This is a genomic window from Streptomyces caniscabiei, from assembly GCF_014930365.1.
In the GTDB taxonomy this organism is placed as follows: Bacteria; Actinomycetota; Actinomycetes; order Streptomycetales; family Streptomycetaceae; genus Streptomyces; species Streptomyces caniscabiei.
The window spans coordinates 682,986-700,750 of the sequence record NZ_JABXWI010000004.1; the positions used below are offsets into that span (position 1 = coordinate 682,986).

13 protein-coding genes and 1 pseudogene are annotated in these 17,765 nt (G+C 72.9%); 8 read left to right on the forward strand and 6 right to left on the reverse strand.

Features of this window, described 5'->3' with window-relative positions:
• Positions 1-97 precede the first annotated feature (97 nt).
• Positions 98-1,363: a YncE family protein gene (locus HW837_RS14675; RefSeq protein ID WP_045560098.1), complete on the forward strand. Its 1,266-nt coding sequence runs from the start codon at positions 98-100 to the stop codon at positions 1,361-1,363.
• On the opposite strand, the gene HW837_RS14680 is transcribed toward HW837_RS14675, so the two are convergent.
• The gene (locus HW837_RS14680) at positions 1,356-3,239 is read right to left on the reverse strand and encodes a glycoside hydrolase family 5 protein (RefSeq protein ID WP_093790545.1); all 1,884 of its coding nucleotides are present in this window, start codon (positions 3,237-3,239) and stop codon (positions 1,356-1,358) included. The genes HW837_RS14675 and HW837_RS14680 overlap by 8 nt on opposite strands.
• Before the next feature lie 340 nt (positions 3,240-3,579).
• On the opposite strand from HW837_RS14680, the gene HW837_RS14685 reads away from it, so the two are divergent.
• Complete coding sequence (locus HW837_RS14685; protein ID WP_045560096.1) at positions 3,580-3,819, forward strand: hypothetical protein; 240 nt, start codon at positions 3,580-3,582, stop codon at positions 3,817-3,819.
• Between the two features lie 74 nt (positions 3,820-3,893).
• Positions 3,894-4,457: a hypothetical protein gene (locus tag HW837_RS14690; RefSeq protein ID WP_045560095.1), complete on the forward strand. Its 564-nt coding sequence runs from the start codon at positions 3,894-3,896 to the stop codon at positions 4,455-4,457.
• 68 nt (positions 4,458-4,525) lie between these two features.
• Here HW837_RS14690 and HW837_RS14695 read toward each other — a convergent pair whose 3' ends face one another.
• Both HW837_RS14695 and HW837_RS14700 read right to left on the reverse strand, forming a co-directional pair.
• Positions 4,526-5,029 carry a hypothetical protein gene (locus HW837_RS14695; RefSeq protein WP_193379598.1) on the reverse strand — a complete coding sequence of 168 codons (504 nt, stop codon included), beginning with the start codon at positions 5,027-5,029 and terminating at the stop codon, positions 4,526-4,528.
• A gap of 72 nt (positions 5,030-5,101) precedes the next feature.
• The gene (locus tag HW837_RS14700) at positions 5,102-5,575 is read right to left on the reverse strand and encodes a hypothetical protein (protein WP_143110733.1); all 474 of its coding nucleotides are present in this window, start codon (positions 5,573-5,575) and stop codon (positions 5,102-5,104) included.
• Positions 5,576-5,836: 261 nt separating this feature from the next.
• Between HW837_RS14700 and HW837_RS14705 the strand changes: the two genes are divergently transcribed.
• Positions 5,837-6,946 (forward strand): XdhC family protein, encoded by a 1,110-nt coding sequence (locus HW837_RS14705; RefSeq protein WP_193379597.1) that lies wholly within the window; start codon positions 5,837-5,839, stop codon positions 6,944-6,946.
• A gap of 45 nt (positions 6,947-6,991) precedes the next feature.
• Here HW837_RS14705 and HW837_RS14710 read toward each other — a convergent pair whose 3' ends face one another.
• Both HW837_RS14710 and HW837_RS14715 read right to left on the reverse strand, forming a co-directional pair.
• Positions 6,992-7,495, reverse strand: a complete 504-nt coding sequence (locus HW837_RS14710; protein ID WP_045560091.1) for a metallophosphoesterase family protein — start codon at positions 7,493-7,495, stop codon at positions 6,992-6,994.
• Positions 7,496-7,507: 12 nt separating this feature from the next.
• Positions 7,508-10,000: a SpoIIE family protein phosphatase gene (locus HW837_RS14715; protein ID WP_193379596.1), complete on the reverse strand. Its 2,493-nt coding sequence runs from the start codon at positions 9,998-10,000 to the stop codon at positions 7,508-7,510.
• A gap of 263 nt (positions 10,001-10,263) precedes the next feature.
• On the opposite strand from HW837_RS14715, the gene lanKC reads away from it, so the two are divergent.
• From lanKC to HW837_RS50040, 4 genes are all read left to right on the forward strand, one after another.
• Positions 10,264-13,077, forward strand: a complete 2,814-nt coding sequence (gene lanKC / locus HW837_RS14720) for a class III lanthionine synthetase LanKC (RefSeq protein WP_193379595.1) — start codon at positions 10,264-10,266, stop codon at positions 13,075-13,077.
• A gap of 87 nt (positions 13,078-13,164) precedes the next feature.
• Positions 13,165-13,281, forward strand: coding sequence for a SapB/AmfS family lanthipeptide (locus tag HW837_RS14725; RefSeq protein WP_005483995.1), 117 nt, complete (start codon positions 13,165-13,167; stop codon positions 13,279-13,281).
• A 212-nt stretch (positions 13,282-13,493) separates the two neighbouring features.
• Positions 13,494-15,329 carry an ABC transporter ATP-binding protein gene (locus HW837_RS14730; protein ID WP_193379594.1) on the forward strand — a complete coding sequence of 612 codons (1,836 nt, stop codon included), beginning with the start codon at positions 13,494-13,496 and terminating at the stop codon, positions 15,327-15,329.
• A 107-nt stretch (positions 15,330-15,436) separates the two neighbouring features.
• Positions 15,437-17,206, forward strand: a complete 1,770-nt coding sequence (locus tag HW837_RS50040; RefSeq protein ID WP_336512502.1) for an ABC transporter ATP-binding protein — start codon at positions 15,437-15,439, stop codon at positions 17,204-17,206.
• On the opposite strand, the pseudogene HW837_RS14740 reads toward HW837_RS50040, so the two are convergent.
• Positions 17,129-17,647: pseudogene (locus HW837_RS14740) on the reverse strand (LuxR C-terminal-related transcriptional regulator); the annotation flags it as partial. The gene HW837_RS50040 and the pseudogene HW837_RS14740 sit on opposite strands and share 78 nt — an antisense overlap.
• Positions 17,648-17,765: the final 118 nt, after the last annotated feature.

Consider the following 17,765-nt stretch of genomic DNA (forward strand, 5'->3'; position numbering starts at 1 on the left):
CCTGGTCTTGTGGTGAAGCGGGACCGTTCCTTACTTTCCAGTAAGTCTGCTCTGAACACAGGTGTGTTCAGACTCCGCCCGCGCAGGAGGATCCGACATGCCCCTCTCCCCCACCCCCCGTAGTCGCAGGAACCGGCACCTCGGTGCCGTCGCCGTCGCGCTCGCGCTGACCACGTCCGCCGCGGCGACCGCGACCCCGGCGAGCGCCGCCGCCGACCTGCGGGAGGTGATGTTCGTGGGCAACAACTGGGAGGGCACCGCGGACGTCATCAAGGCCTCCGGCGACTTCGCCAAGATCGGCCGGATCAACGTCATCCCCGACAAGGACGCCCGGATGGCGGAGATCAACGCCGATCCGATCCGGTGGATCGCCTACATGACGATCCGCAACAGCGTGGGCGAGGGCCACGACCAGTACGTGGACGACATGTACTCCACGCCGGACGGCTCGTCGATGGTCGTCTCCCGCCCGAGCTTCGCCGACGTGGTCTCCATCGACGTCAGGACCGGCGCCATCAACTGGCGCTTCCCCGTGTCGGGTTACCGCTCCGACCACATGGCGGTCTCCCCCGACGGCAAGCGCGTCGCGGTGTCGGCGTCGACCGGCAACACCGTGCACGTCCTGGACATCGTCACCGGCAAGCAGGTCGGTTCGTTCAAGACCGGCGACAAGCCGCACGAGAACATCTTCACCAAGGACGGCAAGTACATCTGGAACATGGCGATCGGTGACGTCAACACCCAGACCGACGCGCCCTGGCTGGACTGGACGAAGGGCGACCGCAAGATCACGGTCGCCGACGCCACCACCTTCCAGCAGGTCAAGGTGATCGACATGCGGGAGCGGCTCAACGCCATCGGGCTGAGCGACTACTCGGACGCGGTCCGCCCCGCCGCCTTCTCGCCGGACGAGACGAAGCTGTACTTCCAGGTGTCGTTCTTCAACGGCTTCTTCGAGTACGACATCGCCACCGACAAGATCACCCGTACCAAGACCCTGCCGAAGTCCCCGGGCGTCAGCGACGACCGCACCACCTTCGTCAACGACTCCCGCCACCACGGCCTCACCATGAAGCCGGACGGCACGAAGCTGTGCATCGCGGGCACGATGGACGACTACGCGACCGTCGTGGACCGCGCGACCCTCCAGGAGGGCCCGCTGGTCCCCGTCTCCAAGCCGTACTGGTCGACCGTCAGCGGTGACGGCAAGTCCTGTGTGGTCTCCGAGAGCGGCGCCGACCAGGTCACCGCGATCGACTTCGCCACCGGGAAGAAGACCGTGTCCGTCGCAGTCGGCGACCACCCCCAGCGGGTGCGTGTGGCACAGGTGCCCGCCGACTGGACCGGACCCTCGGCTAACTGAACCTGGTGGTCAGCCAGTTGGACAGCTCCGTCCGCGCCGCGCTCAGCTGCGTCGCGGTCGGGGCTGTCGCGCCGTTGGTGACCAGGGCGTAGTGCAGCTTGCCCGAGTCGGCGGCGGTGAGGAGCAGACGGCGGCTGCCGGTACCGCCCGGTTCCTTGGCGGCGGCGATCGGAGTCGACGTGGTGTACGCCGGCGGCGAGGCCGTCACCCCGAGGTCGGACACCACCGTGGTGGACGCGGTGGGGAAGGACGCCGGGAGGTGCAGCTCGGTCGGCTCCGTGCTGCCGTCCGAGCGCCAGACCAGCAGGGAGTACTGGCCGGAGCCGACGAGCGAGGAGACGGTCGGCAGCGAGCTGGGCACCGGGTTCCACGTCAGGGTCGTGGAGCCGTCGCGCGAGCGGTCCTCGTAGGTGAAGGCGACCGTGCGGCCCGCTGTGGCGCTCGGGTAGACGCGGTCCAGCATCCGGGCGTCCTGCCGGAGCACGGCCGTGCCCGAGTCGTCGAGGCGTACGGCGGAGAGGTCCTCTCCGTTCCAGCCGTCGGCCTCGGTCTGCACCTTGTCGGGGTTGTCGTTCATCAGCTCGTGGTGGCGGCCCCAGTAGATGTCCCACTGCCACTGGGAGCCGGAGAGGACCGGGCCGGAGGCGGTCGGGTTCGACCACCAGTCGACGCCCTTCACCCGGGAGTCCAGCGCCTGGTACATGGCCTTGTAGACCGTGGGCGCCTTGTCGGAGACCGAGCCGCTGAGCGGGTGTCCGAACTCGCTGACGATGGCCGTCGTGCCCCCGGCGGTGGCCCGGTCACGGACGGTCCCGAAGTCGTTCACGTACTGGCCGTTCTCCGCCTTGCCCCACATGAAGACGCCGGAGATCGCCTTCTGGTCGTAGAAGTGGGTGTTGAAGACGTAGCGCGGTCCGATGGTGCCCGCGTCGAGGAGTCCGCCCTCCTGCTTCTGGAAGTCGATGTTGGCGTTCCAGAACAGGTTCGGCTCGACGAAGGCCGGTTTGGTCTGCCAGCCCGCCGCGTCCATCCGGGCGCGGAACTTGACGTAGAACGGCCACAGGACGTTCTTCTCCCACGTCCTGCTGGTCTGCCCGGAGTCGAGGGTCCCGGGGTGCGGCTCGTTCCACGGGTCGAAGCCGACGAGGCCCTGGAACTGCGCGGTCGTGAGGTTCGCCTTCACATACGTCATCGTCTTCTGGGCGGTGTCCAGGAAGGAGTCCTGGACACCGTAGGTGTTGTGCCAGAAGTCGTACGTCGACTTCGTCACGGCCGCGTTGGAGGTGATGTTCTGGCCCCAGAACGGGCAGACCCCGCAGTACTCGTCGGGGTAGTCGCCGAGGTCGACGGCCCACTTGGGGGCACCGTCGCCGGTGTACCAGCTGTCGGAGTCGAACAGCCAGCGGGAGTAGAGGTCCTGGTGGAAGTCGGGATAGACCTTGATCCCGGCGTCCAGGAACGCGCCCATCTGCGCGGTGGCCGCCGCCAGGTAGGAGGTGCTCACCTGCCCGCGCACCGGTTCCGCGTAGGCCCAGGAGAGCAGGAAGCGGACGGAGTTGCCGCCGCCGAGGGCCCTGAGCGCGGTCGCCGACTTCTTCGCGTCGGCGACCGAGGCGAAGGGCAGACCGTTGTTCTCCTTGAGTTTCGTCTCACCCGAGACGTTGTAGCCGCGCAGGACGACCTCGCGGCCGAGTCCGTCCTTGAAAGTGCCGCCGTCGACCGTGAGGGTGGCCGCGGCCTGTGCGTCGAACCAGAGTTCGTCGCTGAGAGCGGAGGCGGGCTGGGTGGGGCCCGCCGTGGTCAGGAAGCCGGTGACGAGTACCAGGACACCGAGCAGACTCATGCGCAATCTTGACATGTCCGCCACATTCGACATGTGCACTACCGTCCCAATGGGCAGGCGAGTCGTCAATAGCAACTGACGCACGAGTAAGTACCCGTTTTCGCAAGACAGTTCACCTGTCACGACCGATTCTTTGACCTCGCGCGACCGCGCGGGGCCGGCGCGGCCGGCCGAAGGGTCCCCCTGAGCCGCGCGGGAGACACCCCCGACGCACGCCCGGCGCACGCCCGGTGCCCGCCTCCCGGAGTTCAGGCGATGTTCACCCGAACGTCACCAGGGAGGGCCCTGTCGCCGGGAGCGGCCTATGGTTGATCACAGTTTGAGCCTGTTTCTCCCGTACTCCGTCCGGTGTACACGAAAGGTGGTATGTGCGGTGGACAGCTCTTTTCGCGGGCTCCGCGAACACAAGCCAGGCACGCGTGACTTCGACCCGAGGAGTGCCCTGCCCCGACTCGACCGCCTCGGGCCACCGGAGGGGGAGAAGCGCTCGGGCGCACGGAACGAGCGCTGCGCGTCGCTGTACGACGCGATACGGGACATGGGCCGGTACGAGGCGGCGGTGGAGGCGGAGAGCCGCAAGGCGGGCGGTGACGGCCTCCTGCCCGGCCCGTGACGAAATGACGCGACCAGGACCGAGCCACGTGTGAGGGGGCTCGGCGCGACCGACCACCATCGGGCTGGGCTTTCATGGGCACAGAACCGCGGACCGACATCGGCTCCTCCCCCGAGGAGCCCCCGGGACGCACCACGGGCAACAAGTACTTCAAGGAGTACATGCGGCTCGTGCACGTGAGCCTGCGGAGCTGGTGGTGGGGGGAACCGGTGGCGGCGACGCTCGGCGGTCTCGGGGGCGCCTGGATCGGGCACGACGACGACCTGCCGATGGACGAGGTGCTGGGCGTCGCCGTCTCCATGGTGGGCGTCATCATCGGATCCGTGTTCGCCGTCCTGGCGATGATCACCCGGGCCTGCGACAACACCTTTCTGCGCAAGGCGAGAAAGGCCCGGCTGCTGCCCGTCGTCAACTATCTGTGGCCGTTCTTCACCATCATCGGCATGGGGATCCTGTCCATCGTGTTCCTGCTGCTGATGGCCGGGATCTCCGAGGACGCGCCCACGCTGCTGCTCATGACGGTCAGCGCGTCGGCGGGGTTCTGCGTCCTGTGGACCCTGGCCGGTCTGCTGCCCGCGCTGGGTGCGCTCATCGTGTTCACCCGCCTCATCGAGAAGACCTCGGGCGTGAACGACTGAGGACGGCCCGGACGCACCCGGTGCGGGGACGCGCAGCACGTCTCCCGCACCGGTCGGTCAGCCGCGCGTCACTCGTCGACGTTGAGCACGATGTGGGTCCGGTGGCCGTCCAGGGTGAGGTAGCCGTCTCCGTAGGCGGAGCGGTAGTGGCCCGTGCCGCCGACGATGGCCGTCTTGGCCGTGACCGGCTGGAGCGGCCGGTAGTCGACCATGTCGCTGAGGGTCAGCGTGCCCTTCTTCAGGCGCAGCACGCGGGTGCACTGCGCGGTGACCGCCCGGGCCTCGCTGCGCACCACGTCGCACTCCGACTCGCCGTCGCCGGCGTACCGCAGTTCCGTCTTCCCCGACTTCTTGGCCTTGTGCGGGGTGTACAGGTCCAGCGGGGTGGTCCAGGTGCCGCCGACCACGCCGTCCAGGGACGGCCAGGTGGCGACCCGGTTGACGCCGACGAGCTCGACCTTCTCGATGTCGTTGTCCTGGTCCTTCTGCTCGGCCTGCGCCGTCGTCGGGAGCAGGGCGAGCGTGGTGGTGAGGGCGGTGACGAGCACCCCGCGGACAGCCGATGTGATCACTGAACCTCCAGGTCGGACAAGGTGCACTCGGACGGCGGAACGGCCGACGGCCCGTCGGCGCGGGGGTGCCGGTCAGTCATCGACGTAGAGGTCGAAGACGAAGCGGCCGGGCTCCACGGTGATGTAGCCCTCGCCCTCGGCGTCGTTGTAGATGCCCGTGCCGCCCGCGATGGAGGTCTTGGCGGTGACGCGCTCGTCCCCCTTGCGGCTGATCATGTCGTGGAGGGTGATCTCCCCGCCCTTGAGGCGCAGCACGCGGGTGCACTGGGCCGTGGACCGCTGACGGTTCGCCTCGACGAGGGTGCAGCGCGAGCCGCCGTCGCCGACGTACTTGCCCTTGGGGTCGTGCAGGTGCAGATAGGTGGTCCAGCTGTCGCCGGGCTCGGTCTGCGCGGCGGCGGTGTCGTGCGCGGCCTGGCCGACGAGCTTGACTCGTACGACGTCCTCGTCCCCGACGTCCGCGGCGGCCGGCGCGGAGAGCGACGTGGCGAGAGCTGCGGCCAGGGCGCCGAGGGTCACGGCGCCGCGGGCAGTGGCAGAAGGCATGCATCCTCCCAGGTGAAAGTGGTCGTGGGTGCTCGGACTCAGGAGCATGGCCATTCCATGTACCGGGGCCCCGCATGGCAACGCGCCGGGCGCGGCGGACGGCGCAGGCCACCCGAACAGGGGCGCGGTCCCTCATCCCCCTGGGCGTCCGCGCGCCCGGTCGGCCCCCTCGCACGGACGCACGCCGGCGAGGGGCGGCCCGTCGGTGTGCCGTACCCCCGCCCACGTACTTGGATGGAGGGGAGGCGAGAGGAGCGGGCGATGCGTGAGATCCTCCCGGCGCTCGGCGCGTGGTACGCGGCGGGCTCCCCCTTCGGACTCGCCACCGTCGTCGCGGTCAGCCGGAGCGCGCCGCGCGGGCCGGGGGCCGCCATGGCGGTCGGGCCCGGTGACGAGGTCGTGGGCAGCGTCTCCGGCGGCTGTGTGGAGGGCGCGGTGTTCGAGCTGGCCCAGGAGGTGCTGGCGTCCGGCGAGCCGCGGTCGGCGACCTTCGGGTACAGCGACGACGACGCGTTCGCGGTGGGGCTGAGCTGCGGCGGGGAGATCACGGTCCTGGTGCGCCGGGTGACGGCGGCCGAGGACCCGTCGTTCGGGCCGGTGGCCGAGACGGTGGGCGCGGGGCGTCCGGTGACGGTGGCGACCGTGACCGGCGGCCCCGGACGGCTCGGCGCCACGCTGGCGGTGTGGCCGGAGCGGACCCTCGGCAGCCTCGGCACGGCGGGCCTGGACGCCGCGATCGCCGCCGACGCGCGCGGGGAGCTGGCCCAGGGTGTCACCGGGCCGCGGCACTACGGCCAGCGCGGCGAGCGGCGCGAGGACACGGTCACCGTCTTCCTGCACTCCTTCGCGCCGCCGCCGCGCATGCTGGTCTTCGGCGCGATCGACTACGCGGCGGCGGTGGCCCGGATCGGCGACTTCCTCGGGTACCGGGTGACCGTGTGTGACGCCCGCCCGGTCTTCGCCACGCCGAAGCGCTTTCCGCCGTCCGTGGAGGTGGTCGTCGACTGGCCGCACCGCTATCTGCGCGGCACCGCCACCGACGACCGTACGGTCGTCTGCGTGCTCACCCACGACCCCAAGTTCGACGTACCGCTCCTTGAGGAGGCGCTGCGCCGGCCGGCCGCGTACGTCGGGGCGATGGGGAGCCGGCGGACGCACGAGGACCGCACCCGGCGGCTGCGGGAGGCCGGGCTGGACGCGGCCGAACTGTCGCGGCTGCGCTCCCCCGTCGGCCTGGACCTCGGTGCCCGTACGCCGGAGGAGGTGGCGGTGTCCGTCGCGGCGGAGATCGTCGCGCTGCGGTGGGGCGGCAGCGGGGTGCCGCTGACGGAGACGACCGGGGTGATCCATCCGCCGGCGCCGTCCCGGTGAGGGCGACGACGTGGGCCCGGTGAAGGGCGACGGTGCCGCCCCTGCTCAGGTCCTGGGCGGCAGTCGGTGCAGGTTGACCTCCGTCAGGGCGCCGTCCGTGACCGTCGCCGTCATGTAGGTGCAGTGGGGCTGCCGGCGGCGGTCGGTCGGGGAACCGGGATTGAGCAGGCGCAGGCCGGTGGACGTCGTCGTGTCCCAGGGGATGTGGCTGTGGCCGAAGACCAGGACGTCGGTGTCGGGGAAGCGGGCGGCGCAGCGGGGTTCGCGGCCCTGCGCGGGGCCGGTCTCGTGGACGACGGCGAGGCGCAGCCCGGCGAGGTCGGCACGGGCGATCTCGGGGAGGCGGGCGCGCAGGCCGGGGCCGTCGTTGTTGCCGTACACGGCGATCAGCCGCCGTGAGCGGGCCTGGAGCAGGTCGAGGGTGTCCTCGTCGACCCAGTCGCCGGCGTGCACGACGACGTCGGCGCGCGGCAGTTCCGCGAGGAGGGGGCCGGGCAGCGCCTTGGCGCGCTTGGGCAGATGGGTGTCGGAGAGGAGCAGCAGACGCACCCTGCCAGGGTGTCACTCGATGGGGATCTCCGCCCACACCTGCTTGCCGCCGCTGACCGGGACGGAGCCCCACGCGGTGGACATGGCCTCGACGAGCAGGATGCCGCGGCCGCCGGTGGCCTCCCAGCCGATGACGGTGGGTTTCATCGGGGTGCGCGGGGAGGAGTCGGCGACGGAGACGCGCAGGCGGTCGGCGAGCAGGGTGAGGTCGAGGCGGACCCGGCCGTCGGTGTGCACGAGGGCGTTGGTGACCAGCTCCGAGACCACGAGGAGCACGCTGTCGGCCATGGATTCGACGCCCCAGCGGCGCAGCACGCGCCGGGTGTACCGGCGGGCCTGCCCGACCGCCTGGGGGACGCGCCACACGCTCCAGTTCTCGCGCTGGGGGCGCAGCGCCATGCCGTCGTAGCGCACCAGCAGGAGGGCCACGTCGTCGTCGCGGTTGGCGCCGCCGAGGAGGGTGTCGGCGACCACGCCGAGGTGCGCGGGGTCGGCGGCGGACAGTTCGGCGGCGAGATGGTCGAGCCCGTCCTCCACGTCGACGTCGGCGGATTCCACGAGGCCGTCGGTGGTGAGGGCCAGCAGGGTGCCGGGGGTCAGCCGCAGCGGGCTCATCGGGAAGTCGGCCTGCATGACGACGCCGAGCGGTGGGCCGCCCTCGGCCTCGCTGATCTCGGTGCTGCCGCTCGGGTGCCGCAGCACCGGCGGGATGTGGCCGGCCCGGACGTACCAGGCGGAGCCCTCCTCCATGTCGATGTCGACGTAGCAGCAGGTCGCGAAGAGGTCGGTCTCCATGTCCATGAGGAGCCGGTTGGCGTGCGAGACGACGACGTCCGGGGGGTGCCCCTCGACGGCGTACGCGCGCAGCGCGGTGCGCATCTGGCCCATCAGGGTGGCGGCGCCCGCGTTGTGGCCCTGGACGTCGCCGATGACGAGGGCCACGTGGTTGTCGGGCAGCGGGATCACGTCGTACCAGTCGCCGCCGACCTCCAGTCCGGCCGTGGTGGGCAGATAGCGGGCGACGGCGACCGCGCCGGGCAGCTGGGGCAGCCGGCGCGGCAGCAGGGTGCGCTGGAGCATGCCGACGAGTTCGTGCTCGGCGTCGAAGGCGTGCGCCCGCATCAGGGCCTGCCCGGCCAGGCCCGAGGCGGCGGTGAGCAGGGCGCGTTCCTCGGGGCCGAAGTCGTGGGGGTTGTCCCAGCCGATCAGGCACGCCCCCGCCATGCGGCCGCCGGCGGGCAGCGGGAGCACGGCGAGGCCGCCGGGGCCGACGTCGGCGAGGGCCGGTTCCAGATCGGCTCCGGCGGGCCAGATCCCGGCGCGTCCCTCGCGCAGGGCGGTGGCGAGGGTCGGCATGGTGCGCACGGGCGCGTCCGGCCACTCGGAGCGCCATTCGGAGCGCCACACCTCGGGCCAGACCTCCGGCTGCGGCGGATCGAGGACGGTGACGACCAGACGGTCGCCCTCCAGCTCGGCGAGGGCGATCCGGTCGGCCTGCAGCGGCTTGCGCAGGGCGGTGACCACGGCCTGGCTGACGTCCCGGACGGTGCCTGCGGTGGCCAGGGCGGCGGCGAGGCGCTGGATGCGGGCCACGTCGCCGCGTCCGGTGCGCAGGGTGGAGGCGTCGGCGACGGTGCCGACGAGACGGGCGGGCCGCAGCTCGCCGCCGGGCAGGATCCGGCCGCGCAGCCGGAGCCACTTCTGCTCGCCGGACGGCTGGAGGATGCGGAACTCCAGCTCCCGGTCACCGATGGACATGTGGTCCGCCTCCACGACGGACATCAGCGCCGGCAGGTCCTCGGGCACGGTCAGCGCGATCAGGGTCTCGACGCGGCCGTCGAAGTCGTCCGGGCCCATGCCGAACAGCTCCAGCAGCCCGTCGTCGACCTCGACCCGCCCGGTGTCCATGGCGAGGTCGAACGAGGCTCCGGACGCGGCGGACCGGGCGGGGGTGGCATCGGCGGCCGCCTCGGCGAGCACGCCGAGACAGCGCCGGTCCTCGGCGTCGAAGGCGTCCGTGCCGTCGCCGACGGCCACGAGACAGCCGCGTTCGCGCAGCGGCAGCAGGCCGAGCGAGAAGCCCTCGGGCAGGGCACGGCGGACGTCGGCGTCCTGGGAGGTTTCGGCGCCCTGAGGGGTATCGGCGTCTTGGCGCGGGTCGGTGCCCTGGTGCGGGTCGGCGTCCCGGGACAGGTCGGTGGAGGCGAGCCAGCGCGGGCGGCCCGAGCGGCAGGTCTCGGCGACCGGGGCGGTGCCCGACGCCGGATAGCTGTCGGAGAGCCCGTAGAGGTTCCTGGGCACGCCGGCGGAGGCGGTGAGGGACAGGGCCTCGCCCTCACCGTCCGGGAGGTACACGGCGGCGACGGTCGCACTGGTGAAAACGAGCACCTGTTCGAGGATGGCGTGCAGCCGCTCGTGCGGATCGAGATCGCCGCCGAGCGTGCTGAGCGCGAGTTCGGCACGCAGCGCCCTCGTTCCGTGTTCCGCAGCGCCCTCACTGACCACGTCCGCAATTACAGCGCTTCCGGCCCGCTCGCGCAGCCCCTGGGAGCGTTCGGCGAGGCCGGGGACCTGCCCACGGGGGCCGTCCGGGATCGAAAGAACCCGAACAGATCTTTACTCGTGCGTTCCGCACACCGACCGCGTGACAGGCGTGACGGGTCACTGGTGACAGCCGTGACTGTCGGGTCCCAGGACGGGCTGGAAGGCTCGTCCTCACCCGGCCCAGGGGGCGACGGCACTGACGGCACACGACTCGGGGGACGCGCATGGACAAGCGGTACGAGGCGTACGCGCTCGCCGACCGGCACTTCTACGAGACGCCGGACCGGCTGTCGGCCGGTGACCGCGCCGGCACGGCGGCGCCGGGCTACGAGACGGCGGGGCGCGCGGTCCCCGAGGGCTGGCGGGCCGCCCGGATCGGGGACTGGCTGACGCTGACCCCGGTCGACGACGGCGGGCGGCCCCGTCCCGGGCCCACCCAGGGATGGAAGGTGCACGCCTCCGCCACCCGGGCGAACGCGGACCGTGTCGCGGCGATCGTGTGGGACTACTGCGTGCCCCGGCGGATCCCGTTCAAGTTCGTGCCGGGCCCGCATCTGCTGCACCTGCGCAACGCGAAGTACGCGGCCCGCGACACCAGCGGCAAGTTCGTGACGGTCTACCCGGCCGACGAGGAGCAGCTGCACCTCGTCCTGCGCGAGCTCGGGGCGCTCCTGGAGGGCTTCGAGGGGCCGTACATCCTCACCGACCTGCGCTGGAACGAGGGCCCGCTGTACGTCCGCTACGGCGCCTTCGCCCGCTCCTTCGTCGTCGACGAGCGCGGCACGCTCGTCCCGGCGGTGCGGGACGGCGCGGGCACCCTGGTCCCGGACCAGCGCAAGCCGACCTTCCATGTGCCCGACTGGGTGACCCTGCCCGCATTCCTGGAGCCGCAGCTCGCGGCGCGCAACGCGACCACGGTCGGCGACCTGCCGTACCGCATCGAGAAGGCGCTGCACTTCTCCAACGGCGGCGGGGTGTACGTCGGCACCGACACCCGGGACGGCCGCCGGGTGGTCCTCAAGGAGGGGCGCCCGCACGCGGGGCTGGCCGCCGACGGGGCCGACGCGGTGACCCGGCTGGAGCGGGAGAGGGCCGCGCTGGAGCGGCTGGCCGGGCTGGGGGTGGTGCCCGAGGTGCGCGACTGGTTCACGCTCGGCGACCACCGCTTCCTGGTCATGGACTTCGTCGAGGGCCGCCCGCTCAACTCGTACGTCGCCGAACGGCACCCCCTGCTGGCCGCGGATCCCGAGCCGGGCGCGGTCGCCGCGTACACGGCCTGGGCGTTACACGTCCACCGGGCCGTCGAGGAGGCGGTCGAGGCGGTGCACGCACGCGGGATCGTCTTCAACGACCTGCACGTCTTCAACATCATGGTCGCGCCCGACGAGCACTCGGTGTCGCTGCTGGACTTCGAGGCCGCGGCACCCGCCGAGGAGAACGGCCGCCAGGTCGTCGCCCACCCCGGCTTCCTCGCGCCCCCGGACCGCACCGGCCCCGACGTCGACCGCTACGCCCTCGCGTGTCTGCGCCTCGCGCTGTTCCTGCCGGTCACCTCGCTGCTGGTGGTGGAGCGGGCGAAGGCCGCGCATCTGGCGGCGGTGATCGCGGAGCAGTTCCCGCAGGTGCCGCGCGCGTTCCTGGACGAGGCGGTGGCGGAGATCTCCCGTGACATCGGGGCGAAGGGGTCGGCACCGGCGCCGATATCGACACCGACACCGGCACCCTTGGCGCGCACCCGGGCACCCGAGGCCGGGGCGGGCGGCGTGGCGGCCGGGGCTGGCGGCGTGGTCTCCGGGGCGGGCGGCTGGTCGCCGGCCGAGCCCGGCGACTGGCCCTACAGCCGGGACTCCATGGTCAAGGCGATCCTGGCCTCCGCGACACCGGAGCGCGACGACCGGCTCTTCCCCGGCGACGTCGCCCAGTTCTCCGACGGCGGCGGCCTCGGGCTCGCGCACGGCGCGGCCGGGGTCCTGTACGCCCTCGCGGAGGTCGGCGCCGAACGCTACGAGGAGGGCGAGCGCTGGCTGCTCGACCACACCGACCCGGTGCCGATCGGCACCCCGCTCGGCCTGTACGACGGTCTCGCGGGCGTCGCCCACACCCTGGAGCGGCTGGGGCACCGGCAGCGGGCCCTGGACCTCGTCGAGCAGATCCTCGGCGAGAAGTGGCACAAGCTGTCGTCCGACCTGCGCGGGGGGCTCGCCGGGCTCGGACTGGTGCTCGACGAGCTGGCGCGGACCACCGGTGAGGCCGCGCTGCGCGACCACGCGGCGCGGGCGGCCGACCTGCTGGTCCGGCGTCTCGCCGAGCCCCGCCCGGCACCGCCCCGCCGACGGGCCGGCCTGCTGCGCGGCGCGAGCGGACCCGCGCTGTTCCTGCTGCGCCGGTACGAGACCACGGGCGAGCGCGCGTTGCTCGACGCGGCGGGCGAGGCACTGCGACAGGACCTGGAGTGTCTCGTCGAGCAGAAGAACGGCGGGCTGGCCGTCGACGAGGGTTGGCGGACGATGCCGTACCTCGGCGACGGGAGCGTGGGCGTCGGGATGGTGCTCGACGACTACGCGGCGGCGACCGACGCCGTCGATGCCGGTGGCGGTAACGGTGCCCGTGACGGCGCCGGTGGCGGTGCGGCTGCCGCTGCCGCTGGCAGTACCCGTGCCGATGACGGTGACGGTCGACTCGCCCGCCCGGCGGACGAGTTCGCCCGGGTCCGCGCGGGCGTCCTGGCCGCCGCGTCCTATCGCTTCTACGCGCAGCCGGGGCTGTTCGAGGGCCGCGCCGGGATGATCCTGCACCTCGCCCGGACGGGTGCCCCGCGCGAGCGGCTGACGGAGCAGATCGCCGCCCTCGGCTGGCACTCGATGCCCTACCAGGGCCAACTGGCCTTCCCCGGCAATCACTTGATGCGGCTCTCCATGGACCTCGGTACCGGAACGGCGGGGTGCCTGCTGGCCCTCGGCGCGGCCCACGCCGCCGCCGACAGCGACGCCACGGCGCACCTTCCGTTCCTGCCGCCGCTCCGACGGCGGCCCCACTGACGCGGTTCCGCCACCCGGCGGAGTCGTGACGCACCAATCCCGTCCCCACAAGGGCCCCGAGCGGGCCACCGATCGAAAGGAATCGACATGGCACTTCTCGACCTGCAGACGATGGAAGCCGACGAGACGACCGGCACCGGCGGCCCCAGCTCCCTGAGCGTGCTGTCCTGTGTGAGCGCGGCCAGCATCACGCTCTGCCTCTGATCATCTGCCTCTGATCGTCCGAGCGGGGCGTCCGGGTCACCCGGGCAGCCGCCCGTCGGACCGGCACGGCGGCTGAGTCGCGCCGACGGCTCCGGACGGTTCCTCTCCCCTGTCCGGGGAGGGGCCGTCCGGGGCCCATCCGTCATTCTGACGATTCCCTCATCGGGCCATCACCCCGGCCGTTCATCCGGTCGTCCCACGTCAGGACAGGTATGACGACCCTCACCGAAGGCGGTGCCCACGGCCCGGCGGCCGTGTCCGTCCCCCTGCTGCGCTCGATCGTCCGCCGCTCCGGCCCCCGTTGCACGACCCTGGCACTCGTGTCCATGGCCTCGACGGGGGCGAACCTGTTGCTGCCCGTCGCGCTGGGCCGGGCCCTCGACCTGCTGCTCGCCGGCGATCCGGACGGCTCGCGCCAAGTGCTGTGGTGCGCCGTGCTGGTCCTCGTGGCGGCCGTCCTCGACGCGGTCGAGACCGTGCTCGGCGGTACCACGAACGCCCGGGCCACCGCATGGCTGCGCCACGGTCTGGTCCGGCACGTCCTGGCCGTCGGACCCCGGGCCGTCGCCCGGTTCGGCCCGGGGGACATGGTGGCGCGGCTCGTGGGGAACGCGGCCCAGGCGGGATCGGCCCCCGCGACCGCCGCCGCGCTCCTCGCCGCGCTCGCCGGGCCCCTGGGCGCGGTGGTGGCCCTCACGGTGATCGACCCGCGGCTCGGGGCGGCCTTCCTGATCGGCGCACCGCTGCTCGTGCTGCTGCTGCGCGCTCTCGCGCGGGACTCCTCCGACTGTGTGACGCGCTACCAGCGGGCCCAGGGCCGTATCGCGGGCGGCCTGGCGGAGGCCGTCGCCGGACACCGCACGATCGCGGCCGCCGGAACGGCCGAGCGCACCGTCGCGCGTGTCCTGCGCCCCCTGCCCGAACTCTCCCGCGAGGGTCACCGCATGTGGCTCGTCCAGGGCCGCGCCGCCGCCCGGGCGGCCACCGTGGCCCCGCTCCTGCAGCTCGCGATCGTCGCCACCGCCGGGGTCCTGCTCACCCGACAGCAGCTGTCCGTGGGCGAGTTGCTGGCCGCGTCCCGCTACGCCGTCCTCGCCGCGGGCGTCGGCGTCCTGGTCGGGCAGCTCACGGGCCTGGTCCGCGCGCGGACGGCGGCCGAGCGGCTGGACGAGCTGGCGGGCGAACCCCCGACTTCGTACGGGGAACGCGCGCTGCCGCCTTCCGGGACGGGGCGGCTGGAGCTGCGCTCCGTGACCGTCCGCCGGGGTGGGCGCGCCGTGTTGGATGGCGTCGATCTGGTGGTCCCGGCCGGCGCCACGGTCGCCGTGGTGGGCCGGTCGGGCGCGGGCAAGTCGCTGCTCGCCGCGGTGGCCGGGCGGCTGGTGGATCCGGACGAGGGGGAGGTCCGGCTCGACGGGGTGCCCCTGCCCGAGCTGGAACGCCGCGAGCTGCGGCGGGCGATCGTCCACGCCTTCGAACGCCCGGCCCTGCTGGGTGAGTCGGTGGAGGACACCATCGCCTTCGGCGTGGTCCGCCCCTCCCCCGCCCGGGTGCGGGAGGCGGCCCGCGCCGCGCACGCCGACGGTTTCGTCCGACGCCTCCCCGAGGGTTACGCCACTCGGTGCGCCGAAGCGCCCCTGTCCGGTGGTGAGGCCCAACGCCTGGGCCTTGCACGCGCGTTCGCCCGCGACAGTCGTCTGCTGGTGCTCGACGACGCCCTCTCCAGCCTCGACACCCTGACCGAACACGACATCACCGACGCCCTCCTGCGTCCCACCGCGGGCGGCAGCCGTCTGCTGGTCGCGCACCGTGTCACCACGGCCGCCCGCGCGGACACGGTGGTGTGGCTGGAGAAAGGGAGGGTGCGCGCGGTGGGGCCGCATGCGGAGTTGTGGCGGACGCCGGAGTACCGGGAACTGTTCGGGACGCGGGCGCCGAACGACACGGACCGGACGGACCCCACTGACCGGACGGACCGAACTGACCGGACGGACGCCGTCCGCGAGGGCAGCGCGTCCCGGGCCGCGCCCGGCGGAGGGGTCCGGTGAAGGGCGACGGCCTCTTCCGTCGGGGCCTGCGCTATCTCCGGGGGCGGGCACGGGTCGTCGTGCGGCTGGCCCTGTGGTCCGTGGCGGAGACGGGGCAGACCTTCCTCATGGGGTACGCCCTCGCGCGGGCCCTCGACGACGGGTTCCTGGCGGGGCGGGCCGGGGTCGGGCTGGGGTGGCTCGGAGCCGCCGCGGCGGCGGTGCTGCTGGGGGCGCTGGGCACATGGCGGGTGTACGGGTGCGTGGCGGGGCTCGTGGAACCGTTGCGGGACCGGCTGGTGCGCGGGGTCGTCGGACGGGGGGTCCGGGAGGCGGACGGCGGGGCCCTGTCCGGGCTGACGCAGCAGGTGGAGATCGCCCGGGACACCTTCGCCGGACTCGTCATGGTGTCCCGCTCGTTCCTGTTCACCTCCGCCGGCGCGCTCGTCGGGCTCTTCTCGCTCGCCCCGCCGCTGCTGCTGGTCGTCGGCCCCCCTCTGGTCGTCGGTGTCGCCCTGTTCCTGGTCACGCTCCGGCCCCTGGCCCGCCGCCAGGAGACCTTCCTCGTCGCCGACGAGGCGCTCGCCGACCGGCTCGGTGCCGTCTGCCCGGGGTTGCGGGACATCACGGCCGGCGGCGCGGAGGACTCCGTCGCCGCCGACGCCGGCCGGCGCGTGGACGCCGAGCTGCGTGCCGCGAACTCCCTGGCACGCTGGGGTGTGGCACGGGTCGCCGCGCTCACCGTCGGTGGCCATCTGCCCGTCGTCCTGCTGCTGGTCACCGCCCCCTGGCTGCTGGACCGCGGAGTCACGCCGGGCGCCCTGATCGGCGCTCTCGCCTACGTCACCCAGTCCCTCCTCCCCGCCCTGCAGAACCTGGTGCACGGCCTGGGCACCAGCGGCTCCCGACTCGCCGTGGTGCTCCGCAGACTGGCCCCGGCGCCCTCCCCACCGCCGACGCGCATCCCGTCGCCGACGCCCGCCCCGTCACCGGGGGACTCCCGCGACGCCCTCGTCCTCTCCTCCGTCACCTTCGCCTACGGCGCCTCCGCCGCTCCTGTCCTGGACGGACTCGACCTCCGCGTCCCCCACGGCACGCATCTCGCCGTCGTCGGTCCCAGCGGCGTCGGCAAGTCCACGCTCACCGGGATCGTCGCGGGTCTCCTGCGCCCCCGGCACGGCACCGTCCACTTGTGTGGGCAGCCGGTACCCTGCGCCACATCCCGCGCACACCGGGTGCTCATCCCGCAGGAGGCGTACGTCTTCGGGGGATCCCTCGAAGAAAACCTCGGCGAGCTGCGGCCGAAACCCGTGCCCGAGGACGAGTTGTGGGCCGCCGCGGAGGCCGTGGGACTCACCGAGGTGATGATCCGGCTGGGCGGTCCGGCCGCCGAGGTCGACCCAGGCGCGCTGTCCGCCGGGGAGCGGCAGCTCGTCGCGCTGGCGCGGGCGTACCTGTCGCATGCGTCGGTCGTGATCCTCGACGAGGCGACCTGCCATCTGGACGCGGAGTCCGAGGAACGCGCGGAGCGGGCCTTCGCCCGGCGGCCGGACACGACCCTCGTGGTCGTCGCGCACCGCGTCAGCTCGGCCCGCCGCGCCGACCGGGTGCTGGTCATGGACGGCCGGTCCGTGGCGTACGGGGACCACGACGGCCTCCTGGCCCGCTCACCGCTCTACCGGGACCTGGTCGGCGCGTGGTCCCCGGCCCCTGTGCCGGTCCGCTCGCGCGAGGCCTCAGAGCCAGCCCTCCCCCTGCGAGATCCTGATCGCGTCGATCCTGTTGCGCGCCCCCGTCTTGCGGGTGATCGCGGCCATGTAGTTGCGCACGGTCCCGTGCGAGAGGTGCAGGCTGCCGGCGATCTCCGCGACGGAGGCTCCCTCGGCAGCCAGGGATAACACGCTCAACTCCCGCCGGGTCAGCGGCATCTCGGCGGCCTTGAGGAAGCCGAAGCCGAGGGAGTCGTCGATGAAACGTCTCCCTCGCGCGACCTCACGGATCGCGGACACCAGGCGCTGTGGGGAGCCCTCCTTGTCCACGTAGCCGAGGGCGCCCGCCTCGGCCGCGCGCTTGAGGAGGCCGGGTCTCCCGGCGTTGGCGAGGACCACCAGGCCGGGGTGCGGGCCGCCCGTGCCGCGCAGATCGGCGAGCGGCGGGATGCCGACCGCGTCGGCGCAGTCCAGGTCCGCCGCGCAGACCTCGGGGCGCAGGGACCGCACCCGCCCCGGCGCGGCGCGCCAGGACGCGTCGAACACGGCCAGATCGGGTTCGCGGCGGAGCCACTCCGCCAGCACCGATCTGACCAGACACTCGTCGTGCACGAGAAGTACCCGGATCACGTTCGCCCCTCCGCCTGCCGGCCACCGATGTCCCTCCGCTCAGCGCGTGCCCATTGTTGGCGCCCCCCACCACGCCCGGGCGCGAAGAACCAGCCATCGGGGTGCGTGGGGGCGCACT